22 protein-coding genes are annotated in these 24,410 nt (G+C 72.7%); 15 read left to right on the top strand and 7 right to left on the bottom strand.

What is annotated here, in order from left to right:
• The first annotated feature begins 221 nt into the window (after window positions 1-221).
• From BJ999_RS16375 to BJ999_RS43550, 12 genes are all read left to right on the top strand, one after another.
• On the top strand, window positions 222-4,394 hold the full coding sequence (locus tag BJ999_RS16375) for a SpoIIE family protein phosphatase (RefSeq protein ID WP_229810460.1): 4,173 nt from the start codon (window positions 222-224) through the stop codon (window positions 4,392-4,394).
• Window positions 4,391-4,723, top strand: a complete 333-nt coding sequence (locus BJ999_RS16370; protein ID WP_179834099.1) for an STAS domain-containing protein — start codon at window positions 4,391-4,393, stop codon at window positions 4,721-4,723. Before BJ999_RS16375 ends, BJ999_RS16370 begins: the two co-directional genes overlap by 4 nt.
• A gap of 69 nt (window positions 4,724-4,792) precedes the next feature.
• Window positions 4,793-5,161, top strand: a complete 369-nt coding sequence (locus BJ999_RS16365; protein ID WP_179834098.1) for an STAS domain-containing protein — start codon at window positions 4,793-4,795, stop codon at window positions 5,159-5,161.
• A gap of 185 nt (window positions 5,162-5,346) precedes the next feature.
• Window positions 5,347-5,718, top strand: a complete 372-nt coding sequence (locus BJ999_RS16360; protein ID WP_179834097.1) for a helix-turn-helix transcriptional regulator — start codon at window positions 5,347-5,349, stop codon at window positions 5,716-5,718.
• A gap of 178 nt (window positions 5,719-5,896) precedes the next feature.
• Window positions 5,897-7,174 carry a PP2C family protein-serine/threonine phosphatase gene (locus BJ999_RS16355; protein ID WP_229810461.1) on the top strand — a complete coding sequence of 426 codons (1,278 nt, stop codon included), beginning with the start codon at window positions 5,897-5,899 and terminating at the stop codon, window positions 7,172-7,174.
• Complete coding sequence (locus tag BJ999_RS16350) at window positions 7,171-8,937, top strand: sensor histidine kinase (protein ID WP_179834096.1); 1,767 nt, start codon at window positions 7,171-7,173, stop codon at window positions 8,935-8,937. Before BJ999_RS16355 ends, BJ999_RS16350 begins: the two co-directional genes overlap by 4 nt.
• Window positions 8,934-9,380, top strand: coding sequence for a response regulator (locus tag BJ999_RS16345; protein WP_179834095.1), 447 nt, complete (start codon window positions 8,934-8,936; stop codon window positions 9,378-9,380). Before BJ999_RS16350 ends, BJ999_RS16345 begins: the two co-directional genes overlap by 4 nt.
• Before the next feature lie 76 nt (window positions 9,381-9,456).
• Window positions 9,457-10,329, top strand: coding sequence for an alpha/beta fold hydrolase (locus BJ999_RS16340; protein ID WP_179834094.1), 873 nt, complete (start codon window positions 9,457-9,459; stop codon window positions 10,327-10,329).
• 100 nt (window positions 10,330-10,429) lie between these two features.
• Window positions 10,430-10,840 carry a VOC family protein gene (locus BJ999_RS16335; protein WP_179834093.1) on the top strand — a complete coding sequence of 137 codons (411 nt, stop codon included), beginning with the start codon at window positions 10,430-10,432 and terminating at the stop codon, window positions 10,838-10,840.
• Between the two features lie 246 nt (window positions 10,841-11,086).
• Window positions 11,087-11,491: a ribonuclease domain-containing protein gene (locus tag BJ999_RS16330; protein ID WP_179838591.1), complete on the top strand. Its 405-nt coding sequence runs from the start codon at window positions 11,087-11,089 to the stop codon at window positions 11,489-11,491.
• 16 nt (window positions 11,492-11,507) lie between these two features.
• Window positions 11,508-11,855, top strand: a complete 348-nt coding sequence (locus BJ999_RS16325) for a barstar family protein (protein ID WP_179834092.1) — start codon at window positions 11,508-11,510, stop codon at window positions 11,853-11,855.
• A gap of 144 nt (window positions 11,856-11,999) precedes the next feature.
• The gene (locus BJ999_RS43550) at window positions 12,000-15,671 is read left to right on the top strand and encodes a CHAT domain-containing tetratricopeptide repeat protein (protein WP_218935083.1); all 3,672 of its coding nucleotides are present in this window, start codon (window positions 12,000-12,002) and stop codon (window positions 15,669-15,671) included.
• A gap of 14 nt (window positions 15,672-15,685) precedes the next feature.
• On the opposite strand, the gene BJ999_RS16315 is transcribed toward BJ999_RS43550, so the two are convergent.
• Both BJ999_RS16315 and BJ999_RS43545 read right to left on the bottom strand, forming a co-directional pair.
• Window positions 15,686-16,300 (bottom strand): restriction endonuclease, encoded by a 615-nt coding sequence (locus BJ999_RS16315; protein ID WP_179834090.1) that lies wholly within the window; start codon window positions 16,298-16,300, stop codon window positions 15,686-15,688.
• A gap of 135 nt (window positions 16,301-16,435) precedes the next feature.
• Window positions 16,436-16,981: a nitroreductase family deazaflavin-dependent oxidoreductase gene (locus BJ999_RS43545; RefSeq protein ID WP_218935082.1), complete on the bottom strand. Its 546-nt coding sequence runs from the start codon at window positions 16,979-16,981 to the stop codon at window positions 16,436-16,438.
• A gap of 209 nt (window positions 16,982-17,190) precedes the next feature.
• Between BJ999_RS43545 and BJ999_RS16305 the strand changes: the two genes are divergently transcribed.
• Window positions 17,191-18,042: a DUF72 domain-containing protein gene (locus tag BJ999_RS16305; RefSeq protein WP_179834089.1), complete on the top strand. Its 852-nt coding sequence runs from the start codon at window positions 17,191-17,193 to the stop codon at window positions 18,040-18,042.
• A gap of 4 nt (window positions 18,043-18,046) precedes the next feature.
• On the opposite strand, the gene BJ999_RS16300 is transcribed toward BJ999_RS16305, so the two are convergent.
• Entirely contained in the window at window positions 18,047-18,748 is a 702-nt protein-coding gene (locus BJ999_RS16300) for a FadR/GntR family transcriptional regulator (protein ID WP_179834088.1), read from the bottom strand.
• 137 nt (window positions 18,749-18,885) lie between these two features.
• On the opposite strand from BJ999_RS16300, the gene BJ999_RS16295 reads away from it, so the two are divergent.
• Window positions 18,886-20,286, top strand: a complete 1,401-nt coding sequence (locus BJ999_RS16295) for a GntP family permease (protein WP_179834087.1) — start codon at window positions 18,886-18,888, stop codon at window positions 20,284-20,286.
• A gap of 2 nt (window positions 20,287-20,288) precedes the next feature.
• Entirely contained in the window at window positions 20,289-20,804 is a 516-nt protein-coding gene (locus BJ999_RS16290; RefSeq protein ID WP_179834086.1) for a cupin domain-containing protein, read from the top strand.
• A gap of 51 nt (window positions 20,805-20,855) precedes the next feature.
• Here the strand turns inward: BJ999_RS16290 and BJ999_RS16285 are convergent, their stop codons facing one another.
• Genes BJ999_RS16285 through BJ999_RS16270 form a run of 4 tightly spaced genes read right to left on the bottom strand, consistent with a single transcriptional unit; the run spans window position 20,856 to window position 24,266 of the window.
• Entirely contained in the window at window positions 20,856-21,824 is a 969-nt protein-coding gene (locus BJ999_RS16285; protein ID WP_179834085.1) for a glycine betaine ABC transporter substrate-binding protein, read from the bottom strand.
• Between the two features lie 20 nt (window positions 21,825-21,844).
• Entirely contained in the window at window positions 21,845-22,618 is a 774-nt protein-coding gene (locus BJ999_RS16280; RefSeq protein WP_179834084.1) for an ABC transporter permease, read from the bottom strand.
• A complete protein-coding gene (locus BJ999_RS16275; protein WP_218935081.1) occupies window positions 22,615-23,625 on the bottom strand; it encodes an ABC transporter ATP-binding protein in 1,011 nt (336 codons plus the stop codon). The genes BJ999_RS16280 and BJ999_RS16275 overlap by 4 nt, the downstream gene beginning before the upstream one ends.
• Window positions 23,622-24,266, bottom strand: a complete 645-nt coding sequence (locus BJ999_RS16270) for an ABC transporter permease (protein WP_179834083.1) — start codon at window positions 24,264-24,266, stop codon at window positions 23,622-23,624. The genes BJ999_RS16275 and BJ999_RS16270 overlap by 4 nt, the downstream gene beginning before the upstream one ends.
• Window positions 24,267-24,410: the final 144 nt, after the last annotated feature.

Genomic DNA, 24,410 nt, shown 5'->3' with positions numbered 1-24,410 from the left:
CCTGTTTGGTCTACTTATCACTTTGGTCATGGTCTGGCTGGACGGTGGTGCCAGGGGGAGGCGGCACGCCACGGGCCGCGCGGCCGGACAGACTTCCAGGCGCCGCGAACACGGTTGTTGCCTCCGCGATATCCGGGGTAAAGGCTTGGCCATCCGGGTGCAGGGCGTTTGCGGCGTCCGCCGGATTCGGTCGGTGATCACCTGAGCGAAAGAGGGGTGTGGTGGCGCTTTCGGACGACGCCGGGCGTCCTGAGGAGGCCGGGCGAGAGCCGCGGGCGGGGGTCGGCCTGTTCTCCGCCGACGGCGAGATCGGCCCGGACCTCGCCGCGGTCGACTGGGCGGCGACGCCGCTCGGCCCCCCGGAAGGCTGGCCGCAGAGCCTGCGGACGGCGGTCGACATCCTGCTGTCGTCCAGGTTCTCGATGTGGATGGCCTGGGGGCCGGAGCTGACGTTCTTCTGCAACGCCGCCTACCGCCGCGACACCCTCGGCCGCAAGTACCCGTGGGCGCTGGGCCGACCGGCCCGCGAGGTGTGGACCGAGATCTGGGACGACATCGGGCCGAGGATCGACACGGTGCTCGGGACGGGGGAGGCGACCTGGGACGAGGCGCTGCTGCTGTTCCTCGAACGATCGGGATACCCCGAGGAGACCTACCACACCTTCTCCTACAGCCCGCTGCGCGACGACACCGGCGACGTGGTCGGCATGCTGTGCGTGGTCAACGAGGAGACCGAACGGGTCATCGGCGAGCGGCGGATGACGACACTGCGGGAGCTGGGGTCCGACCCCAGCGTGATCCGGACGGAGGAGGAGACGCTCGCCTTCGCCGACCGGCAGCTCGACCGCAACCGGAAGGACCTCCCCTTCACGCTGACCTACCTGTTCGAGGACGGCGGCACGGCGCGGCTCGCGGGGGCGACGGGCGTCTCCCGCGACCATCGGGCCGCCCGCGCCGAGCTGGCAGCAGACGAACCGCACGAAATCTGGCCCGCGGCGGCGCTCGCGCGGGGAGAATCGGTGCTGATGCAGCTCGATGATCCTCAGTTCGGGGTCCTGCCCTCCGGTGACTGGACCCAGCCGGCCGCCCAGGCGCTGGCGGTGCCGCTGCCGCGGCAGGGCCGCGCGCCGTACGGGTTCCTGGTGGCCGCCCTCAACCCGTACCGCCAGCTGGACGAGGCCTACCGCGGCTTCGTGGAACTGACCGCCGGGCACATCGCGGCGGGGATCGGCAGCGCCCGCAGCTACCAGGTCCAGCGGCGGCGCGCCGAGGAGCTCGCCGAGCTCGACCGCGCCAAGACGACGTTCTTCTCCAACATCAGCCACGAGTTCCGCACCCCGCTCACCCTGATCATGGGTCCGGTGCAGGAGCTGCGCGCCCGCCTGGACGACACCGACGAGCAGGCGCGCCGGGAACTGGACGTCATCCACCGCAACGGGCTGCGCCTCGGCCGTCTCGTCAACTCCCTGCTGGACTTCTCCCGCATCGAGGCCGGCCGGATGCAGGCGCGCTACGAGCCGGTCGACCTGCCCGAGGTCACCGCCGAGCTGGCCAGCGTCTTCCGCTCAGCCGTGGACAGGGCCGGCCTGGGGTTCGACGTCGAGTGCGACCCGCTCCCCGAGCCGGTGTACGTCGACCGCGACATGTGGGAGAAGGTGGTCCTGAACCTGCTCAGCAACGCGCTGAAGTTCACCTTCGACGGGGCGATCCACGTCCGGGTGGGCGTCGAGGACGGGCTGGCGCAGGTGACGGTGGCCGACACCGGGGTCGGGGTCGCCGAGGACGAGGTGCCACGGCTGTTCGAGCGCTTCCACCGGGTCGAGAACACCCGTGCCCGCTCCAACGAGGGCAGCGGCATCGGCCTGGCCCTGGTCAAGGAGCTCGTCGGCCTGCACGGCGGGACCATCACCGCCACCAGCAACGAGGGCGAGGGCACCCGCTTCACCATCCGGCTGCCGTTCGGGGCCGACCACCTGCCCGCCGGCGCCGTCGCTCCGCCGCGCTCCTCCACGGCGGCGTCGGTCACCGCCGACCCCTACGTCCAGGAGGCGCTGCGCTGGCTTCCCGCCGAGCATCCCGGCGGCGGGGACCCGAACTCGACCGACCCGACGCCCGCCGGCCCCGTCTCCGCGCCCGAGGTGGCGGCCCGGGTACTGGTCGCCGACGACAACGCCGACATGCGCGAGTACCTCAGCCGGCTGCTGCGCGGCGCCGGCTACGAGGTCGACGCCGTCGCCGACGGCCGGGCCGCTCTGGAGGCGGTCCGCGAGACCGCCGTCGACATGGTGGTCAGCGACGTGATGATGCCGTACGTCGACGGGCTGGAGCTCGTCGCCGCGCTGCGCGGCGACCCGCGCACCGCCGCCCTGCCGGTGCTGCTCCTGTCGGCCCGCGCGGGGCAGGAGGCCTCGATCGAGGGCCTGCGGGCGGGCGCCGACGACTACCTGCTCAAGCCCTTCGCCGCCGCCGAGCTCCTGGCCCGCGTGCGGGCGAGCGTGGAGCTGGCCCGGCTGCGCGGGCACCACGCCCGGTGGCGCACCGCGCTGGTCGACTCCCTGCAGGAGGCGTTCTTCGTCTGCGACGAGGACGGCGCCGTCATCGAGTTCAACACGGCCTTCACCGACATCCTCGGGTATGACGCCGCCGGGCTCCCCTACCCCCCGCGGCCTCCCTGGTGGCCGGACGAGAAGACCGACCTCGAAGCGCACCGGCAGGTCGCCGAGGACTTCGGCGGCATGCTCGGGCGGGAGCGCGGCACCTTCGACGTCCCCGTCAGACACCGCGACGGCCACCGGGTCTGGGTCAGCGTCGCCTTCAACCACGTCCACGACCCCGAGACCGGGCGGCGGGTCATCGTCGGCACCTTCCGGGACATCACCGCCGACCACTACGCCATCCAGCGCGAGAGCGCCCTCGCGGCCCTCAGCATGCGCCTCACCGAGGCCGTCAACCTGCCCGACACCCTGGCCGGCGCGCTGGAGGAACTGCGGGACCTCTGGCACGCCGAGCGGGTGCTGGCGGCCGTCTTCGCCGGCGGGCCCCCCGGGCTGACCTCGACCGAGCCGGGGCTGACCTGGCAGGACCTGCCCGAGGAGCGCCGCAGGGACCTGGCGGCGCTGCGCGAGCACCCGACCCTCACGCCCGTGGCCGAGCACACCGCCGCGATCACGCTCGAACATCCCCACGGCAACCTCGTCCTCTGGATCGACCTGAACGAGCGGCGCCCCTTCACCGACCAGGACCGGCTGCTGTTGTCCCTGCTCGCCGGGCGTCTCGCCCAGGGGCTGTCCCGCGCCAACCTCATCGACCAGCAGCGCGAGACCGCCCTCGCCCTGCAGCGCTCCATCCTCGGCCCGTCCGAGCTGCCCGTCGGGTTCGCCGTCCGGTACGAGCCCGCGGCGCGGCCGCTGGAGGTCGGCGGCGACTGGTACGACATCTTCGCCCTCCCCGACGGCCGCATCGGCATCATCGTGGGCGACTGCGTCGGCCGCGGGCTGGAGGCGGCCACCGTCATGGGCCAGCTGCGCAGTGCCTGCCGGGCCCTCCTGCTCCAGGACGCCGCCCCCGCGCGGACCCTCACGGCCCTCGACCGCTTCGCCGCCGGCATTCCCGGAGCCCGGTGCTCCACCGTCTTCTGCGGCGTCCTCGACCCGGCGACCGGCGACCTCACCTACTCCAGCGCCGGGCACCCGCCCGCCATCCTCGCCGGGCCCGACGGCACCACCCGGCTGCTCGAAGGCGGCAGGTCCGTCCCGATCGCCGTCGGCTCCCCCCGGCCCCGGCCCGACGCCGCGGCCACCGTCCCCGCCCGGGGCACCGTGCTGCTGTACACCGACGGTCTCGTCGAACGCCGCCGCCACTCCCTGAACGAGGGCATCGAGCGGGTCGGCCACGCCGTGCAGGACGGCGGCGAGCGCGGGGTGGACGAGCTCGCCACCCACATCATGACGAGCCTGGCCCCGCCGGACGGCTACGACGACGACGTCGCGCTGATGCTGTACCGGCACCCCGCGCCGCTGGACGTGAGCTTCCCCGCCGAGTCCTCGCAGCTCGCCCCGCTCCGGGAGGCGCTGCGCGGGTGGCTCGCCCAGTGCCAGCTCCCCCGCCGCACCGCCCAGGGCGTCCTGGTCGCCGCCGGCGAGGCCTGCGCGAACGCCGTCGAGCACGGCCGGCCCGCCGCCGGCGTGCACACCGTCCGGCTGCGTGCCGAGGCCTTCGTCGACCAGGTGCACCTGACCATCGCCGACACCGGCCGCTGGAAGCCTCCCGGAGGCGGCGCCGACCTCAACCGCGGACGCGGCACCGCGCTGATGCGCGCGCTGATGAGCAGGCTCACGATCACGCCCGGACCGGACGGCACCACCGTCCACATGCACACCAGGATTGGCGCATGAGCACTCCCCTGACCCTCACGACCGCCCGGCGCCCGGACGGGGGAGCGCTCGTGACGGCCGCCGGCGAGATCGACATGAGCAACAGCGGGTCCCTCGACGCCGCGCTGGACACCGCGCACGAGAACGGGGGCAAAGTCGTCCTGGACCTCACCGCGGTCGAGTACCTTGATAGCGCGGGGCTGAGCGTCCTGTTCGCCCATGCCGACCATCTCGAACTGGTCGCTCCGCAGCTCCTGGAACCGGTGCTGACCCTCTCCGGGCTCCCGGAGCTGGCCACCGTCCACCTCACCTCGCCCGACGCCGCACAGCCCGGGGCCGACCACGCCTGATGGCCGCGGCGCACCGGCGGCGCCGGGCCCCGACCCACACAGAAAGCGGAACGACGTGGAGGCAACGCCATGGCCGAGGTGACCGGCCACGCGCGGGACGGCTGGACAGTGATCACGATCACCGGGGATCTGGCACTGGACACCGCGCAGCAGGCCGAGCAGCACATGCGGCGACTGCGCAGCGAGCACGGCGAGCACCTGGTGCTCGACCTGAGCGGCCTGCGGTACGTCGACTCGGTGGGCCTCAGCCTGCTGATGCGGTTCTACCTGGCCGCCGAGGGACGCGGGGGCAGCGCCGTGCTGGCCGGCCCGCTGCAGGACGCGGTGCGGCGCGTCCTGCAGATCACGCACGTCGACGAGCGCCTGACCATCCACCCGACCCTCGACGCCGCGCTGGCCGAGTCGCTGCCGCCGGGCGCCGGCCTGCGGAACGGCTGAGCCCGGAGTCAGGCGCCGGGAACGATAACGCACCAATATTGTTACAGGAAATTTTATTCCGCAAAGACTGCTCGTATGATGTCGCCCTGAGCACGACCTGCCCCTCTGGCGGCGGAGCCCGCCGACCGGCGGCTCCCGCGCCCCCCGGCGGGGAGAAGGCGGACGCGGGAAGGCGAGGCGGGCGGATGGAGAGCGCACCGAGACGGCGCGACGACAAGCCGTGGACGTTCCTGACCAACCACGCACGGGTTCTGATCGCCATCGCGCGCGACCCGGGCCTGCGGGTCCGCGACGTCGCCCAGGACATCGGCATCACCGAGCGCGCGGCCCAGCTGATCATCACGGATCTGGAGGAGGCGGGGTACCTCACCCGCACCCGGATCGGACGCCGCAACCGCTACACCGTCAACGCCGACCGCCCCTTCCGGCATCCCGCCGAAGCCGACCACGACGTCCAGGCCCTCATCGAACTGTTCACAGGCCGTGGCGCGTCCCCCGGCGCGGCCCGGCCTTCGCGCGGCGCCACCGGCGCTCCCGCGCCGGCGCGGAGCCTGTAGAAAGTGCGGAGCGGCAGCAGAGCCGGCCGGACGGGCCGCGGGCTCCGGTGCGTTCCGGTCGCGGCCGGGCAGGTCACGCGGGACTCGGATGCATCGCGGAGCGAGGCGCCGCGGTCGCATATTTGCCATAAGGCAACTACTATCGGCGCGGCACCGGCGGGGCGGAGGGGGAAGGGTGGTGGACGGACTGATGTCGCAGGGTCTTGAGACTACCGGCCTTGAGCCGACCTCTTCCGCGCCGTCCGGACCGCGCGCGCCGCTCGCGATCACCGGCGCCGCCGACGGCGGGCCGGAGCTCGGGCCGCTGCGGGTGCTGCTGGTGGAGGACGACGCCGCCGACGCGCTCCTGGTGGAGGACACGCTCGCCGACACCGGACTGCGGGCGTCGCTGCAGTGGGTGCGTTCGCTTCCCGAGGCGCAGGGCCCGTTGTCGGCGCACTCCACGCCCGACTGCGTGCTGCTGGACCTGCACCTGGGCGAGTCGCAGGGCCTGGCGGTGCTCCGGCAGGTGCTGGAGTGGGCGCCGGGTGCCGCGGTGGTGGTGCTGACCGGGCTCGCGGAGTCGCAGGCGGGCACCGCGGCGATGGCCGCCGGCGCGCAGGACTACCTGTCCAAGGACCAGCTGGAGGCGGATCGGCTCGGGCGGGCGATCCGGTACTCGGTGCAGCGGCGCCAGGTCCAGCAGGCGGTCGCGGCACTGCAGGTCCAGCGGATGCGGGCCCAGGAGAACGCCCGGCTGGAGCGCGGGTTGCTGCCGCGCCCGAGGGTGTCCAATCCGCGCCTGCGGGTCGTCTCGCGGTACCGGCCGGGACGGGCGCACTCCCTGCTCGGCGGCGACTTCTACGACGTGGTGGAGACCGGCGACGGCCTGGTGCACGCGGTGATCGGGGACGTGGCGGGGCACGGTCCCGCCTCGGCGGCCCTGGGCGTCAGCCTGCGGGTGGCGTGGCGATCGTTCGTGCTCGCCGGGACCCGTGGAGCGCGGGTGGTCGAACTCCTGGAAGAGCTGCTGGCCGGAGAGGACGGCGGCTCCGAGATGTTCGTCACCCTCATCACGGCGACCCTGTTCCCCGACCGGCCCGTGGCGCGGGTGGTGCGGGCCGGGCACCACGGGTTCCTGCTGCACGGGAACGGCGAGGTCCGGCTGATCGAGCCGCCGGGAGGGCTGGGTGTGGGCATGGTGCCCGGGCTGGCCGGCTGGCGCGAGCACGAGGTCCCGCTGCCGCCGGGGGGCTCGCTCGTCCTGTTCACCGACGGCCTGTTCGAGGGCCAGATCGACGCCGAAGGCCGGCGCCTCGACCTGACCGGCCTGCTCCAGCTCGCCCGGGGCCACCGCACGCTCTCCCCCGACGACTTCGTCGACACACTCATCACCGACGTCGAGGCGGCTTCGCTCCAGCACGGGGGCCTGGCCGACGACGTCGCCGTCATTCACCTTGGATGGACCCCCACATGAGCACACCGCCCCCGACGGTGCGGGACGCCGAGACGGCCGAATCCGCCGATCTCGCCGCACCGGCGCCGGCGAGCGGCCCCCCGCAACGGCGGGGACTGACCGTCCGGACATGGTTCATGCTGGCCGCGCTGCTGATCGTCGCGCTCACCGTCACCGGCGCCGTGGTGGTCCACACCTTGCTGGAGGACACCGCGCGGGCCTCGGACCGGCTGGTGGACAGGATCGCACCGGCACAGGTCGAGGCGAGCCGGATGCAGATGGCCATGCTCAACCAGGAGACCGGCGTGCGGGGCTACGCCCTGGCGGGCGACCGGCAGTTCCTGCAGCCCTATACCGACGGGCTGGCCACCGAACAGGAGTCCTTCGCGCGGCTGCAGCGGCTGCTGGCCGACGAGCCCGAACTGCGGGCCGACCTCGACGCGATCCAGCGGGCCATCGGCGCGTGGCGCCGCGACTACGGCGGCGTCGTCATCGACCAGGTCCGTGAGCAGGGGCCCGGCGGCGAGGCCGCCGCCATCGCGGCCCGGGGCAAGCCCGCCTTCGACGAGGTCCGCGCGACCTGGGCGGTCCAGACCCGCCACCTGAGCCAGGTCCGCGCCGAGAGCCGCGCCGACCTGCGCCACACCCGCATGATGCGGGACTGGACGCTGACCGCCCTGTTCATCGCGCTGCTGGTGACCGCGGCGCTGCTGGCGCTCCTGCTGCACTACGCCGTGGACCGGCCGCTGCGCATGCTCCGTTCCGCTTCACGGCGGGTCGCCGACGGCGACTTCACCCATGTCATCGGTGCGCACGGCCCCGCCGACGTGCGCGATGTGGCCCACGCCGTGGAGGCGATGCGCGGCCGGATCACGATGGCGCTGGAGCAGTCCACCGAACGCGAGCGCCTGCTCCAGAGCCAGACCGCGGAGCTGGACGCGCAGACCGTGGAGCTGCGCCGCTCCAACGCCGAACTGGAGCAGTTCGCCTACGTCGCCAGCCACGACCTGCAGGAGCCGCTGCGCAAGGTCGCGTCGTTCTGCCAGATGCTGGAGCGCCGCTGCTCCGACCAGCTCGACGACCGCGGCCGCCAGTACATCGCCTTCGCGGTGGACGGCGCCAAACGCATGCAGGTGCTGATCAACGATCTGCTGACCTTCTCCCGGGTCGGCCGACTGCACCAGCACCAGCGGACGCTCCCGCTGGGCGAGCCGCTCGACCAGGCGCTGGCCAACCTCGACGGAGCCGTCAGCGAGGCCGGCGCCCGCATCGAGAGACCCGACGATCTGCCGGAGCTCACCGCGGATCCCACGCTCATGGTGATGCTGTGGCAGAACCTGATCGGCAACGCGGTCAAGTTCCGCTCCCCCGACCGCGACCCGGTCGTCCGCGTCACCTGCGAGCGGGAGGACGGGCACTGGCACCTGACCGTCACCGACAACGGCATCGGCATCCCCGCCGAGTACGCCGACAAGATCTTCGTCATCTTCCAGCGGCTGCACAGCCGCGACGCCTACGCCGGCACCGGCATCGGCCTGGCCCTGTGCAAGAAGATCGTCGAGTACCACGGCGGCCGGATCTGGCTCGACCCCGACCGCGAGGAAGGCTCCCGCTTCCACTTCACCCTCTCGGCCGAGGACGAATCCGCCGCGCCCGCCGACGCGGCGACCCTCGATGACGCCCCGGCCGGCGGGCCCTCGGACGGCGCCGGCGCATCCGCCGCCGGCACGTCCGACGGCGACGTTCCCTCCTCGACCACCGACCTCCAAGGAGCCAGTTCGTGACCAGCACCGCCGTCCAGCCCATCACCGTCCTGCTGGTCGAAGACGACCCCGGTGACGAGCTGATGACCCGCGAGGCCTTCGAGCACAACAAGGTCGGCAACACCCTGCAGGTCGTCCGCGACGGCGCGGAGGCCCTGGACTTCCTGTACAAGCGGGGGGACCACGCCGGCGCGCCCCGCCCCGACCTGGTCCTCCTCGACCTCAACCTGCCCAAGCGCGACGGCCGCGAGGTCCTCGAAGAGATCAAGTCCGACCCGGAGCTGGCCTCCATCCCGGTGGTGGTGCTGACCACGTCGTCGGCGGAGGAGGACATCCTGCGCAGCTACAAGCTGCACGCGAACGCCTACGTCACCAAGCCCGTCGATTTCGACCAGTTCATCAAGGCCATCCGGCAGATCGACGACTTCTTCGTCACCGTCGTCCGCCTCCCCACCCGCCACTGACCCCGCCCCCCGCTCCCTCGCCGCACGTCGAGACCGCCGCGTGATTGGCGGGGCGCGGCGGGGGTAACGGGCTCGGGTGTTCTTCGACGGCTTCACGTTGGATCAGGTCGACGTCGGCGAGGTCACGCTGAGGGTGCGGCACGGTGGGACGGGGCCGCCCGTGCTGCTGTTGCACGGCCATCCCCGCACGCACGCCACCTGGCACAAGGTCGCGCCGCTCCTCGCGGACCGGTTCAGTGTGGTGTGCCCGGACCTGCGCGGATACGGGAAGTCGTCCAAGCCGCCGACCGACGCCGACCACTCGCCGTACTCCAAGCGCGCGATGGCCGGGGACATGGTCGCCCTGATGCGGGCGCTCGGCCACGACGCGTTCGCCGTCGCGGGCCATGACCGCGGGTCCCTCGTGGCGTTCCGGACGGCGATGGACCATGCGACCGCGGTCACCGCGCTGATCCCCATGGACGGACTGCCGGTGGTCGAGCACCTGGAGCGCTGCGACGCCCGTTTCGCCGCGCAGTGGTGGCACTGGTGGTTCTTCGGGCAGACGGACCGACCGGCGGAGCGGATCATCAGCGCCGACCCCGACGCCTGGTACTCCGCGACCGGCGAGCACATGGCCCCCGAAGCCTGGGCCGACTTCCGCGAGGCGATCCACGACCCGGCGACCGTGCACGGCATGCTGGAGGAGTACCGGGCCGGTCTGGGCATCGACCGGAGGCACGACGAGGACGACCGCCGCGCCGGCCGCCGCGTCCGGTGCCCGACGCTGGTGCTGTGGTCCGCCCGGGACGACCTGGAGGAGCTCTACGGCGATCCGGTGCGGATCTGGCAGGCGTGGGCCGACGATGTCCGCGGCAGTCCCATCGACTCCGGCCACCACATGGCCGAGGAGGCCCCCGAGTCCGTGGCCGGCGCGATCGGCGCCTTCCTCGACCGTCATCTCCGCTAGGACCCTCGCGCGGCGCATTGCGATGTGCTTGCGGCCCGTGGGCGAGACCGGTCAGGAATCGAGAAGCGCGGCTGAAGGAGCCGCGGCTAGCGTGATCGGCATGGACATCACCATTCACACGAGCTTCCTCCCGCACGACGACCCGGACGCCTCGCTGGCCTTCTACCGCGACGCGCTCGGCTTCGAGGTCCGCAACGACGTCGGCGGCGGCAGGATGCGCTGGATCACGGTCGGTCCGCCCAAGCAGCCCGACACCTCCATCCTGCTGGCGCCGCCGGCCACCGATCCCGGCATCACCGACGACGAGCGCCGCACCATCGCCGAGATGATGGCCAAGGGGACCTACGGCTGGATTCTGCTCGCCTCCCCCGACCTCGACGACACCTTCGACAGGGTGCAGGCCGCGGGGGCCGAGGTCGTCCAGGAGCCGGTCGAGCAGCCGTACGGGTTGCGCGACTGCGCGTTCCGCGATCCCGCCGGCAACCTGATCCGCATCCAGGAGCTGCGCTGATCCCTGCGGAACCGCGGCTCCGGACCGGGTGCGCTGTCCGGTCCCGCGTGTTCCCCGCCCGCTCCAGAGCGCTGAATCCGAGTCGGGTGGTTGAGGCCTGTTCATAGAAACTTGGCGGCTTTGTATCGACTACGCCGATTCGCAAGGTCATCATGACGGCTGGTCGCCCTCGATCCCGGCGCGCTCCGGGTCCGGGGGAAATCGTCCCCTTCGGGACGCACTCGTTCGTAGGAGGTACCTGTGCTCATGCAGCGCTCCCGGCCGTCCTGGACGAAACGAGCCGCCGTCACCCTGGTGGCCGCGACGTGCGCGACGGGCGTCACCGCCACCGTCCCGGCAAGCGCGACGGTCTACGGCTCCTGCACGATCTCACGCTGCTCCGACGGCCGGTACGCCGCCTCGGTGTGGGGCGGGAAGGGATGGCCGTCCAGCTCAGGCTGGTACTCCTGGCCGGACGGCCTGTACAACTACACCGGCGGCGTCTACCACAACTACGACGGCCAGCTCCCGGCCGGCGCGTCCTACCACGAGTACGACGTCTACTCGCGGACGAAGGGCTCCTCGCGCGACGCCTACCGGATCGTCCACAGCAGTACCGGCACCGTCTACTTCTCGCCGGACCACTACTCCAACTTCTACAAGCTCTCCTAGCGACGGGACCCGTCCGATGACCTCGCTGCCACCCTGGCTGACGCTGACCAGCGATCCGGTGCGGGCGGGCGTCGACGGGCACGCGTGCCGGACCCGCGCCGCCTTCTTCCACGAGGCGGCGCGGGCCCTCGGCTTCCCGGACTACTTCGGGCACAACTGGGATGCGTTCCTGGACTGCCTGCGCGACCTCGACCGTCCCGCCCTCACCGTGGAGCGCGCCGACGAACTCCTGTCGGAGGAGGACCCGCGGCAACTCGCGATCCTTCTGGAGATCCTGGCCCGGAGGAAGGTGCCCACGACCCTCGCGGCCGCCTCCGATCGCATGCCCGCCCTGCGCACCCGCCTGGCCGCCACCCTCCCCTGACCTGGTTCCGCCTCATGGGCGGAGCAGCCGGCCGACGCTCCCGCGGGCCAGGAAGGCGAACGGGCGAGAACCTCCCCGTCGCCAGAATGGATAGGGTTCCTCACTGCTGCACTTCCGGCCGTCGAGATGGTAGGAGCGTCGCTGGTGCGAACGCGTCTGCTCGCACAGGTACGGGATCGGGTCAACCGGTTCAATGCCGAGCGTGATGCGACTCTGGTCCTGGCCCCCCGAGCCGTCGCCGACGCGGTGGATCTGATCTGCTCGGTCCCGGACCCGGTGGACGACGTCGAGGTCGCGCAGGCGGCGGGATGGCTGTTCTGGCTCCGCTTCGCCGCCCGCGGTTCGGCCGAGGGCGAGTCGGACCTCACCGTCGCCCTGGAGCTGCTCAATCCGGTGTACCGGCAGGTTCCGGCCGGGGTCCCCCCGTTGATCGGCGAGCTGTTCGACGGCGAGCCCCCGTCCGCCCCGGACGGCGGCGGGCTGCTGGCCCGCCTCGGCCGCATGCTCTACCGGGACACGCTCGCCGCGGAGGACGCCGGCGTCCTGGACCGGGCCGTCGCGCTGTTCCGGCTGGCGGCCGCGGCCACCGGGCCGGAGCACGCCGAGTACGGCCGCTGCCGGACCAATCTCAGCAGCGCGCTGCTGACCCGGTTCGAGCGGACCGGAGCGCCGCCGGACCTGGAGGAGTCGATCACGTTCGGCCGGGCGGCGGTCGAGGGCGCCGGACCGGGCGAACCCGATGGCGCCCTCTACCTGTCCAACCTCGGCAACGCCCTGCTGACCCGATTCGAGTACCTCGGCGGCGAGCCTGACCTCGACGCCGCGATCGCGGCCGGTAGGGCCGCGGTCACCGGCTGGCCCGACCACCCCGACCGCGCCGCCATGGCGTCCAACCTCGACCTTGCCTTACGGACCAGGGAGGCGCTGCTCCACCGGGTGACCGGCGCGGACGAGCTGATCGACCTGGCACGGGACGCGGTGATCACGACCTCGCCCGACCACCCCGCGCACGCCGGGCAGCTGTCTCAGCTCGGCCACGCGCTGCTGGCCCGGTTCGAACGCGCCGGGGACCCGGCGGATCTGGACGAGGCGGTCGAGGCCCATCGGGAGGCGGTGGCCGTCGCCGCGCCGCAGGACGCCGAGCGTGCCGCCTCGCTGTCCGACCTCGGCGACGTCCTCCGGATCCGGTTCGTCCAGACGGGCGATGAACTGGACCTGGCAGACGCGGTCGAGGCGGGACGAGCCGCAGTGGCGGCGACCCGCGCCGACGACCCCGATCTGTGCGGACGTCAGTCCAACCTCGCCAACGCCCTGTGCGAGCTGCACCGGCGCACCGGCGGCCGGAAGGAGCTGGACGAGGCGGTCGCGCTCGCCCGGCGGGCCGTGGCCGCCACTCCGGCGGATGGTCCCGAACGTCCCTCGTACCTGTCGAACCTGTGCGACATCCTCCGCATGCGGTTCGAGCGCACCGGGCAGGAGGCCGACATCGACGAGGCGGTCGAGGCCGGCCGCGCCGGGGTCGCCGCCGCGCCGCCCGGCCATCCGCACCTCCCGGCCTACCTCGGCAACCTCGGGGCGGCCTCGCTGTCCCGGTTCCGCGGCACCGGCGGGCAGGCGGACCTGGACGAGGCGGTCGACGCGCTCCGGATGGCGGTGGCCGCCGCGCCGGACGCGAGCCCCCACCGCGGGACGATGCTGGCGAACCTGGGCGGCGCGCTGCAGGTCCGGTTCGACTCCGTGCGGCGCCGCGAGGACCTCGACGAGGCGATCGACACCTGTCGCGAGGCGGTCCTCGCCACTCCGGCGGACCATTCCAGCCGGGGCGTGCGCCTGTCCAATCTCGGCGCGGCCCTGCAGGCCCGGTTCTCGATCAGCGGGGAGCGGGCCGACATCGACGAGGCGGCCGAGACCGCCCGGGCCGCCGCCGCGGCCGTCCCGGACGGCCACCCGCGCCGTGCCGGCGTCCTGTCGAACCGCGCGATCGTCCTGCACCGGCGGTACGAGCACACCGGAGAGGCGGCGGACGTGGACGCGGCGATCGGCGCCGCCCGCGCCGCGGTCGCCGCCATCGCCCCCGACCATCCCGACCGCGCCGGCTACCTGGCCAACCTGGGCGGGGCGCTCGGCGCCCGGTCCACCCTGACGGGCGCCGGACCGGATCTGGACGAGGCGATCGCGGCGTGCCGGGAAGGAGCGGCGACCGAAGCCGCCCCGCCCCGCGTCCGCGCGGTCGCGGCCGCTCGCTGGGCCAGGCTCGCCGCCGAGGCCGGACGGTGGGAGGAGGCCGTAGTCGGTTACGCGGCGGTCGCAGACCTGATGGGGCGCACGGTCCCCCGGGGCCTCGACCGCCGCGACCAGGAGATCCTCCTCGGCGACATGGGCGGGATCGCGTCGGACGCCGCCGCCTGCTGCGTGCGCGCCGGGCAGGTCGAGTCCGGAGTCGAACTGTTCGAGCAGGGACGCGGGCTGCTGCTCGGCCAGGCGCTCGACACCCGCACCGACCTCACCGCGCTCTCCGAGCGGCACCCGGACCTGGCCGGACGGTTCACCGCCCTCTGCACGGAGCTCGACCGTCCCGCGCCCGCGGCGGGGGTCCCCGGCAGCGGCGCCGTCCCTGCACCCCAGGGATCGGTGGAACGCCGCGCCACGGCCGCGGCGTTCGACCGGCTCGTCGCGGAGATCCGGGAACTGCCCGGATTCGATCGCTTCCTGCGCCCGCCCACCGTCCCCGACCTCGTTCCGGCCCGCGGTCACATCGTGATCGTCAACGTGTCGGACTTCGGATCGCACGCGCTGGTCCTGCACGCCGACACCGGCGCCACGGCCGTGCCGCTGCCCGCGCTCACCCCTGACGCGGTGGTGGCGGAGGTCGGCGCGTTCCTGGCGGCGGTCGAGGAGATCGGTGCCAAGGAGGTCCGGTCGTGGGCGGCCGGGCAGCGCCGGATGTCGCGGACGCTCGAATGGCTGTGGGACGCGGTGGCCGGTCCGGTGCTCGACCACGTCGGTATCGGCGGGCCGCCCCAGGACGGCGCACCGTGGCCGAGGCTGTGGTGGTGCCTGTCAGGGCTGATGTCGTTCCTCCCGGTGCATGCGGCGGGGTACCACGGCACCATGGCCGACGCGGCCCCGGAAACGGTCGTCGACCGGGTCGTGTGCTCGACGGCCCCGACCGTCCGGGCCCTGGCCCACGCGCGCCGCGGCTCGACGGACGCGGTGCGGCCCGGCGATGACCGGGCGGTCGCCGTGGCGATGCCCCGCACGCCCGGTACTCGGTCCGACCTGCCGGGGGCGGAGTCCGAGGCGGCCCTGATCGGCCGGCGCTTCCCGGGCCCGGTCGACGTCCTCACCGGCTCGTCCGCCACCCACGAGGCGGTGCTCGCGGCGCTGCCGAAGGCCCGGTGGGCGCATTTCGCCTGCCACGGGCACAGCGACCTCGCCGACCCGTCGTCCAGCCACCTCCTGCTGGCCGACCACCAGACCCGGCCGCTGACGGTGACGGACCTCGCCGGGCTCCGCCTGGACGGCGCCGAGCTCGCCTTCCTGTCGGCCTGCTCGACCGCCCGGCCGGGTGCACGCCTCGCGGACGAGGCGATCCACCTGGCGTCGGCGTTCCAGCTCGCCGGCTACCGGCATGTGATCGGCACCCTGTGGCCGATCGGTGACCGGCACGCCGTCGACATCGCCGACCTCGTCTACACGGCCGTCGCCGACGGCGGAGACGTCGCCGGCGCGGTCCACGCCGCGACCCGCCAGATGCGGGACCGATGGCCGGACTACCCCTCGGTGTGGGCGTCGCACGTCCACGTCGGCGCCTGACCGGGCCGTCCGTACTACGGAGCGGGCCTCCCGAAAGGGCGGCCCAGCAGGATCTCCGCCGCCTGCCGCGGGTAGTCGTCGTCGTCCGGCACCATGAGCAGGTCACGTGACGTGCCCGGTCTTCTGCCGGGAAGGCCATGGCAGTGGACGACGAAACGCGACGGGCCGGAGCCGGCGCTCTCCTCGACCGGCATGTTCTCCCTCGTCTCGAAGAGGAACCGGCCGTCCGTGACCGTCACGAGAGCGATGCCATGCGCTCGCGCGAAGGCCACGGCGCCGCTCTGGTACGTGGCGGTGGACACCATGACGCCCTTGTGCGCGCCGATGCTCTGGACCTTCTGGTGGAGCACCTGCACCAGCTCGCGCTTGATCGGGTTCCGGTGGTGCTTGGCCTCGACCACGACCAGGAAGTCCATGCCCGCGAACCGGTAGCGGACGGTCGCGTCGAGATCGTAGGTCCCGTCGGAGCCGGCCACCTTCTCATGCAGCGTGACGGTCAGCCCGCTCACGTGCGGGGCGGCCGGTCCGAGCAGCCGATCGGCGACGAACTCCTCGAATTCCGCAGGGGTGATGTCGGGCCGGGGGCGGGCCGCGGTCGGCGGCGCCGTCCGGATCTCCTCCTCGCTCACGGTCGGATCCTACGAGTTCACCGCCCCCGCTCGCTGATCCACGCGGCGATCGGGGCGCGGGAGGAGTGGGCGAGCTTCGCGAGGATGTGCTCGACGTGCGCGTCGGCGGTCCGTTCCCCTGGGACGGCGGACGAGTCAGGCGTCCCGTTCGACCAGGAAGACGGGACGGTCGGAGTCGGGGGACGCGGTCGCCTCCGGGCCGGTGTCGAAGGCGTCGCGGACGAACGGCACGACACGGTACTTGTGGCGGTAGGCACTGACGATCCGGTGCTTGCGGTCGTCGTCGATCTCGGTGAGGCGCACCTTGCGGAAGCGTCGCCCGCGACCGAGTTCGGCCCGGCCGCCGGAGCGGGCGTTGCGGACCCAGTGGGTCTCACCGAAGGGCGAGACGAGCCACTGCCGGCCGTCGAGTTCCAGAAGCGCCACCGGAGTGGTGCGGGGCAGGCCGCTGCGACGTCCGCGAGTGCGCAGCAAGACGAGGGGGCCCATCGGAAGGCCCCAGGCCAGCAGCCGGAAAGGCACCCGGTTCATCCGCGCCAGCCGCGGCGGAAGGGCGGCACCGGTCATGATCGCTCCCGAGCCGGTGCGATGCCGCCCGGCCGCCGCCGCGCCCCACCGCTCCGCCAGGACGCCCGGCCCGGTCCGCGGTTCGCCGTCTCCGCACGCATCGCCCACCTCCACGTTCCACTTTAACCGGTGAAATTTCCTCCGTTTAATCATGGCATGCCGAGGAGCTCCCACGCAAGAGTAAATGGAGGCTGTATCTCCGTTTGCGGGTGACACTCCGACCTGCCTGGAGCCGCTTCGCGCGGGTCGAGGCCGCTCGAACCGGTTTCGGCGGCGTGCTGGACGGCCGGCTCGGAGGTCCGCATCACCGGTAGCGTCGGGGCATGCGGCTTCATGTGGGGTGCGCGATGTGGGCTCACGCGCGGTGGCAGGGACGGTTCGTCCCTCCGTCGCTGCCTTCGGGCGAACGGCTGCGGGCCTATGCGAGCTGGTGCAACGCGGTGGAGGGCAACACCACCTTCTACGCGACGCCCGCGCGGAGCACCGTGGAGTCGTGGGCGGAGCAGACCGGGCCCGGCTTCCGGTTCGTGATCAAACTCCCGAAGACGGTCACGCACGAGCGGCGGCTCGCCGGGGCCGAGGAGGAACTGCGGGCGTTCCTCCACGCGATCGAGCCGCTCCAGTCGCGGGCGCACGCGTTGTGGGTGCAGCTCCCAGGCTCCTTCGGCCCCGGTGACCTCGGGACGCTGGCGACGTTCCTGCGCAGGCTGCCCACGGCGCACAGGTACGCCGTCGAAGTGCGTCACCGCGCGTTCTTCGAGGACGCGGGATCCGTGCGCGACCTTGAGCGGGTCCTGTCCCGCGCCGGGGCCGAGTGGGTCCCGTTCGACACGACCGCGTTCTTCCAGAGCCGTCCGACCAGCGACGCCGAGCGGGACGCCTGGACGAAGAAGCCGCGGGTGCCGCGCAGGGCGGAGGCGCTCACGGAGCGTCCCATCGTCCGCTACCTCGGACGGGACGACACCGAGCGCACCGTCGAGGGCTGGCGGTTCTGGGTCGGGCGCGTCGCCGGATGGCTGGCCGAGGGACGCTCGCCGACCGTGTTCGTCCACACGCCGGACAACGCCGACGCGCCCGAGCTCGCCCGGCGCTTCCACGACGAGGTGAGGGCCCGCGTCCCCGGGTTGGAGCCGCTGCCGGAGCCCGTCCCCGCGGAGCCGCCGACGCTGTTCTGACCGGTCAGCCGGGCTCCAGCATCGCCCGGGTCGCCTCCTCGACGATGTCGCGCATGGCGCGTTCGGCGTCCTCCGCGTCGCCGGACTGCACGGCCTGCGCCACCTCGGCGTGCCAGCGGATCGCGACCGGCTCGGGGTGCGCGGGCATCAGGTCGTGGTGGGTGCGGCCGGCCAGGACGGCGGCGACCACGCCGCTCAGCGCGCCCATCATCTCGTTGCCGGACGCCTCCAGGAGCGTCCGGTGGAAGCGGATGTCCGCGGCCAGGTAGGCCTCCAGGTCACCGGACCTGCCGTGCACCGCCATCTCCATGACCGCGCCGGTCAGCGCGCCGCACTGCGCCGGCGTCGCATTCCGGGCGGCGAGCGCGGCGGCCACCGGCTCCAGCCCGCGGCGCAGCTCGCCGAGGGAGCGCAGCTGCTCCTCCCGGCCGTCGCCCTCGAGCCGCCAGCCGATGATCTGCGGGTCGAAGACGTTCCAGTCCGGGCGGGCGGCGACCGTCACACCGACCCTGCGGCGGCTCCTCACCATGCCCATGGCCTCCAGGACGCGGATCGCCTCCCGGACCACCGACCGGGACACCGCGAACCGCGCCTCCAGCTGCTCGATCCGCAGCACCTCGCCCGCGGGCAGCGCGCCGGACGTGATCAGCATGCCGAGCCGATCGAGGACGCTGCCGTGCAGGCCCGCCGAGGGGGTCTCCACCATGCGCCAATCATCACACGAAGCCAGACAAGCCCCGACAAAGATACGATTTTATGGAGCTATCCCTTGTTAACGGCAGGTTATAGCGGCCACACTCGGGCGACCATCATCGTTCACTCCGGCTCCCAGGAGGATGACGCATGCACCCGATCGTGCTGGCCGCGGCGCCGGCGGCGTCGAGCGGGAGGCTCGTGCCGGCCGCGCTCGCCGGCATCGCCCTGATCGTCGTACTGATCACCTACTTCAAGGTGCACCCGTTCCTGAGCCTGACCCTCGGCTCGCTGCTGGTCGGGATCATCGCGGGGCTGCCGGTCGCCGACACCGTCGACGCCTTCGTCAAGGGGTTCGGCGACACCGCCGCCGGGGTCGGCGCGCTGATCGCGTTCGGCGCGATGTTCGGCAAGCTCCTGGCGGACTCCGGCGGCGCCGACCAGATCGTCGACACGATCATCGGGCGTACCGGGCGCCGGTTCCTGCCGTGGGCGATGGCCCTCGTCGGGGCGCTGATCGGGCTGCCGATGTTCTTCGAGATCGGGCTCGTCCTGCTGGTGCCGGTCATCCTGCTGGTGGCGCGCCGCGCCCAGATGTCGATCATCGCGGTCGGGATCCCCGCGCTGGCGGGCCTGTCCGCGATGCACGGGCTGGTCCCGCCGCACCCGGGGCCGCTCGTCGCGATCGACAACCTCAAGGCCGACCTCGGCCTCACGCTCGCCCTCGGCATCGTCGTCGCGCTCCCCACCATCGCGCTGTCCGGCCCGGTGTTCGCCCGGTTCGCGTCCCGGTGGGTGGACGTCCCGGCGCCGGAGCTCTACGTCACCGGCGCCGACGAGCGGGACACCGAGGACCACGCCGCCGTGGACGGCAAGCCGCGGCGGCGCCCGTCCTTCCCCGTCACCCTGTTCACCGTGCTGCTCCCGGTCGTGCTGATGCTGGGCAAGGCCGTCGCCGACATCACCCTGGACGAGGGCGGTCAGGTGCGCACCGTCCTGGACAACCTCGGCACCCCGCTGGTGGCGCTGATCATCGCGGTCGTCGTCGCCATGTTCACCTTCGGTCTCGGCTCCGGCATGGACCGGGAGGGGATCGCCTCCTCGCTTGCCGGGTCGCTGCCGCCCATCGCCGGCCCGCTGCTGATCGTGGCCGCCGGCGGCGGCTTCAAGCAGACGCTCGTCGACACCGGGATCGGCGATCTGGTCGCCGACTGGGTCAAGGACAGCGACCTGTCGGTGCTGTTCCTGGCGTGGCTGGTCGCCGTGCTCATCCGGCTCGCCACCGGCTCGGCGACGGTCGCCACGGTCACCGCGGCCGGGATCCTCGCGCCGCTGGCCACCACGCTCGACAGCGGTCAGACGTCGCTGCTCGTCCTCGCGATCGGGGCCGGCTCGCTGTTCTTCTCCCACGTCAACGACGCGGGATTCTGGCTGGTCAAGGAGTATTTCGGGCTCAGCGTCGGGCAGAACATCAGGACCTGGTCCTTGATGGAGACCGTGATCTCGGTGTCCGGCCTGGTGTTCGTCCTCCTGCTGAACCTGGTGGTGTAGCCATGACCTATCCCGATGCCCGCTACTTCGGGGACGGCGGCGAGAACAGCGGGACGTTCCGTCCCGCCGGGGCGGCGCCCGACCTGCTCATCGGCGCGGCCGACAGCGACCGCGTCCACCGCGGGACGCGGGTGCACTATCTGGGCACCGGCGGCTCGACGAACGGCGCGTTCGGCCTGTACCGCTGGGAGATGGGCCCGAAGCCCTCCGGTCCGATGCCGCATTTCCACCGGACGATCACCGAGTCGTTCTACATCCTGTCCGGGACCGTCCGGCTGCACGACGGGACGGGCTGGAAGGACACCTCGGCCGGCGACTTCCTCTTCGTCCCCGAGGGCGGCGTGCACGGCTTCCGCAACGAGTCGGGCGAGCCTGCGGCGATGCTCCTGCTCTTCACGCCGGGGGCTCCTCGCGAGGCCTACTTCGAGGAGCTCGCCGAGATCGCCGCGACCGGGCGGCGGCTCGGCGACGAGGAGTGGACGGACCTCTACCGGCGCCACGACCAGTACATGGTGTGACGCCGGTCCGGGCGGCCTGAGAGCCGCCCGGACGATCCGTCCCTCCCGCGGCTACCCGCCGATGAAGCCCTTGGACTTCAGCCACGTCTCGGCGACCTCCTCCGGCTGCTTGCCCCTGATGTCGACCTCGCCGTTGAGCTCCCGCAGGACCGAGTCGGTGAGCGCCGCGGCGATCGGGTTCGCGATCTTCTCGATGGCGGGATCGTCCCTGTAGACGGACTCGCGGACGGTGAGGGCGGGGTTGTAGACGGGGAAGAACTTCTTGTCGTCCGGTACCGGGGTCAGGCCGAGCGCCTTGATGCGCCCGTCGGTGGTGGCGACCTCGCCGAAGGCGCACGGCTCGCCCTTCCCGACGGCGTCGTAGATGGCGCCTTCGGCCAGCGTCGCCACGTCCGACTTCGGCAGGCTGAACCCGTAGGCCTTCTGCAGGCCGGGCCACCCGTCGCTGCGTCCCGCGAACTCGCTCGCCACGCACGTGGACGCCTTCGACGGGTCGGTCTTCGCCAGCCTCGCGTAGCCCGACAGGTCCGCGATCCCGAGCTGCCGCATCGTCGTCGTCTTCACCGCCAAGGCGTAGGTGTTGTTGGCGGGCGCGGCGGCCAGCCACTTCACCTTGTTCTTCGCGAGATCCTGCTCCGCGACGGCCGCGTACTGCCGAGCCGGGTCGCCGATCGGCTCGGTCTGCTTGAGGTAGTTGACCCAGGCGGTGCCCGTGTACTCCCAATAGAGGTCGATGCTGCCGGAGGTCAGCGCGGCCCGCGTGGTGTTGCTGCCCTGGAGTCCGCACTTCTCCTTGACGGTCGCGCCCGCAGAGCGCAGCGCGAGGGCGGTGACCTGGCAGAGGACGAGCTGCTCGGTGAACTCCTTGGACCCGACGGTGAGGGTGACGCCCTTGAGCGAGTTGCCCTCGGCCAGGCTCCCGGCCTTGGCGTCGGTGCCGGTGGAGCTGAAGCAGCCGGCGGTCAGGGCGACGGCGGCGAGGGACGCGGCGAGGGACGCGGCGGCGGGGAGCTTGCGCATGGTGGATCTCCTGGTGGGGTTCAGAGGCCGCGGGGGCGCAGGACGAGCTCGACGATGCCGATCAGCCAGTCGGCGGCCATCGCGAGCACGGCGGTCAGGACGCTTCCGGTGAGCAGGATCGGAGTCCGGTTGAGGGAGATGCCGGTGTTGATGAGGTCGCCGAGCCCGCCCGCGTTGGTGAACGCGGCCAGCGTCGCGCTGCCCACGTTGAGGATCACCGCGACCCGGACGCTGGCGAGGATCACCGGAACGGCGAGCGGCAGCTCGACGCGGAACAGGACCGCCGTCCTGGACAGGCCGATGCCGCGCCCCGCCTCGATGAGGGACCGGTCGACGCCCTGCAGGCCGACCATCGTGTTGCGCAGAACCGGCAGAGCCGACACCAGGATGAGCGCGATCACCGCCTTCTGGAAGCCGATGCCGACCGTGACGGCGAGCAGGACGAGCACCCCGATCGACGGGACGGCCTGGCCCACGTTGGCGAGCGCGAGCAACGGCGCCGACAGCCGGTTCGGCCCCGGCCGGGTCACCAGCACGCCGAGCGGGATCGCGATCGCGAGGACGAGCGCCGTGGACACCGCGACCAGCTTGATGTGCTGGAGGAACTGATGGGTGATCTCGGACCGGTCGAGGGATCTGCGCTCGATCGCGTCGAGGTCCAGGCCTCGCACGTAGAGATAGAGCGCCGCCGACACGGCGACGAGGAAGACGGGGGTGACCAGGAGCCCGGCGAGGGAACGCCCGGCGGCCTCGTCGCCGGGCCTCGTCCGCTCCGGCACCGCCGCGACGGTCATGACCGCGGCTCCGGGGTCCGCCGGACGATCGCCGACCACGAGACCGCGCCCGCGGGGCGTCCGTTCTCGTCCAGGACGGTGGCGGTCTCCGCCCCGGCGCGGAGCATCGCATCGAGGGCCTCGTACAGGGACTGGTCCGCGCGCACGGTCGCGGCCGGAGCGCCTTCCGCGGCGGGCGCCAACTCGATCGAGCCGACCTCGACGAGCCGCAGCCGCCGCATCGCGGCGCCTGCCCCGACGAACTCCGCGACGAACCCGTCGGCCGGCTCGGCGAGGATCGCCGCGGGCGTGTCGTACTGCACGAGCTTCGCGCCCTGTCCGAGGATCGCGATCCGGTCGCCGAGCTTCAGCGCCTCGGTGAGGTCGTGGGTGACCAGGACGATCGTCTTGCCGATCCGGGCCTGCAGTTCCAGGAACGCGTCCTGGAGCCGCTCGCGCGTGATGGGGTCGAGTGCGCCGAACGGCTCGTCCATCAGCATCGCGGGCGGGTCGGCGGCGAGAGCACGGGCGACCCCGACGCGCTGCTGCTGCCCGCCGGACAGCTCCTTCGGGTACCGGCCGCGGTACGTGCCGGGATCGAGGCCGACCATGTCGAGCAGCTCGTCGACACGGGCGCGCACGCGCCTGCCGTCCCAGCCGAGCGTCCGCGGGATGAGCCCGACGTTCGCGGCGATCGTCATGTGCGGGAACAGCCCGACCTGCTGGATCACGTAGCCGATCCGGCGGCGCAGCCGGTCGGCGTCGACCCGGGTGACGTCCTCCCCGTCGAGCAGGATGCGGCCCGAGGTCGGTTCGATCAGCCGGTTGATCAGGCGCAGCGTGGTCGTCTTGCCGCAGCCGGACGGGCCCAGCAGCACGACGATCTCCCCGTCCCGGACGCTGAGCGTGAGATCGCCGACGGCCGGGGCGTCCTGCCCGGGGTACCGCTTGGTGACGCCCTCCAGCCGGATCATCTCCCGTCCGGGCGGGGCGGCCTGCGTGGTCTCGGTCGCGGCGGGTTCGGTCATCGCAGCCCCCTGGAGGTGGTGAGCCGGGACAGCAGGACGAACAGCGCGTCCAGGACGAGCGCCAGGACGGCGACGCCGAGCGTTCCGGCGAGAGTGTCGTTCAGCGCGTTGGCGCCGCCGATGCGGGACAGCCCCCCGAAGATCAGCTCGCCCAGCCCGGGCCCGGCCACGGCGGCGGCGATCGCCGCGATCGCCACCGTCATGATCGTGGCGACCCGGACGCCGGTGAGCAGGACCGGCCAGGCCAGCGGCAGTCTGACCCGCAGCAGCCGGCTCAGCGGGCTCATCCCCATCCCCCGCGCCGCCTCCTCCACCGCGCTCGGCACGCCGTCCAGCCCGGTGATGGTGTTGCGCAGGATCGGGAACACCGCGTACAGCGCCAGCGCGGTGATGGTGGGGGCCAGGCCCAGCCCGAACAGCGGGATGAGCAGGCCGAACAGCGCGAGCGAAGGAACGGTCAGCATGGTGCCGGTGACGCCGAGGGCCAGCCCCTTCGCCCTCGGCCGCCCCTCCACCGCGACGCCGAGCCCGATCCCGACCACGGCCGCGATCGCGACGGCGATCAGGACGACCTCGGCGTGCTCGCCCATCATCCGGGCGATCGTGGGCCAGCGTTCGGAGAGGTACTCGGAGAAGCTCATCGCCGCCTCCCGTCACCGCGCGCGGCGGCAGGAGCCCGGGCAAGGACGGTGGGTTTCGCGTCTCCCATACCTCAGAGGCTGCCTACGGATGATCAGTCTGGCAATAACAGATCGGTGAGACCGAACGCTCGGACGCCTCCGCAC

This window comes from Actinomadura citrea, from assembly GCF_013409045.1.
In the GTDB taxonomy this organism is placed as follows: domain Bacteria; phylum Actinomycetota; class Actinomycetes; order Streptosporangiales; family Streptosporangiaceae; genus Spirillospora; species Spirillospora citrea.
Note: the sequence above shows the minus strand (reverse complement) of the source record. Positions and strands in the feature narration are given on the sequence as shown.

What these genes read in the sequence shown, in the direction of transcription:
- BJ999_RS16300 (WP_179834088.1), bottom strand. Translation starts at nt 18,748, where the DNA reads ATGGTGGAGACCCCCTCGGCGGGCCTGCACGGCAGCGTCCTCGATCGG.
- BJ999_RS16275 (WP_218935081.1), bottom strand. Translation starts at nt 23,625, where the DNA reads ATGACCGAACCCGCCGCGACCGAGACCACGCAGGCCGCCCCGCCCGGA.
- BJ999_RS16290 (WP_179834086.1), top strand. Translation starts at nt 20,289, where the DNA reads ATGACCTATCCCGATGCCCGCTACTTCGGGGACGGCGGCGAGAACAGC.
- BJ999_RS16330 (WP_179838591.1), top strand. Translation starts at nt 11,087, where the DNA reads ATGCAGCGCTCCCGGCCGTCCTGGACGAAACGAGCCGCCGTCACCCTG.
- BJ999_RS16295 (WP_179834087.1), top strand. Translation starts at nt 18,886, where the DNA reads ATGCACCCGATCGTGCTGGCCGCGGCGCCGGCGGCGTCGAGCGGGAGG.
- BJ999_RS16305 (WP_179834089.1), top strand. Translation starts at nt 17,191, where the DNA reads ATGCGGCTTCATGTGGGGTGCGCGATGTGGGCTCACGCGCGGTGGCAG.
- BJ999_RS16280 (WP_179834084.1), bottom strand. Translation starts at nt 22,618, where the DNA reads ATGACCGTCGCGGCGGTGCCGGAGCGGACGAGGCCCGGCGACGAGGCC.
- BJ999_RS16365 (WP_179834098.1), top strand. Translation starts at nt 4,793, where the DNA reads ATGGCCGAGGTGACCGGCCACGCGCGGGACGGCTGGACAGTGATCACG.
- BJ999_RS16285 (WP_179834085.1), bottom strand. Translation starts at nt 21,824, where the DNA reads ATGCGCAAGCTCCCCGCCGCCGCGTCCCTCGCCGCGTCCCTCGCCGCC.
- BJ999_RS16325 (WP_179834092.1), top strand. Translation starts at nt 11,508, where the DNA reads ATGACCTCGCTGCCACCCTGGCTGACGCTGACCAGCGATCCGGTGCGG.
- BJ999_RS16350 (WP_179834096.1), top strand. Translation starts at nt 7,171, where the DNA reads ATGAGCACACCGCCCCCGACGGTGCGGGACGCCGAGACGGCCGAATCC.
- BJ999_RS16360 (WP_179834097.1), top strand. Translation starts at nt 5,347, where the DNA reads ATGGAGAGCGCACCGAGACGGCGCGACGACAAGCCGTGGACGTTCCTG.
- BJ999_RS16335 (WP_179834093.1), top strand. Translation starts at nt 10,430, where the DNA reads ATGGACATCACCATTCACACGAGCTTCCTCCCGCACGACGACCCGGAC.
- BJ999_RS16270 (WP_179834083.1), bottom strand. Translation starts at nt 24,266, where the DNA reads ATGAGCTTCTCCGAGTACCTCTCCGAACGCTGGCCCACGATCGCCCGG.
- BJ999_RS16370 (WP_179834099.1), top strand. Translation starts at nt 4,391, where the DNA reads ATGAGCACTCCCCTGACCCTCACGACCGCCCGGCGCCCGGACGGGGGA.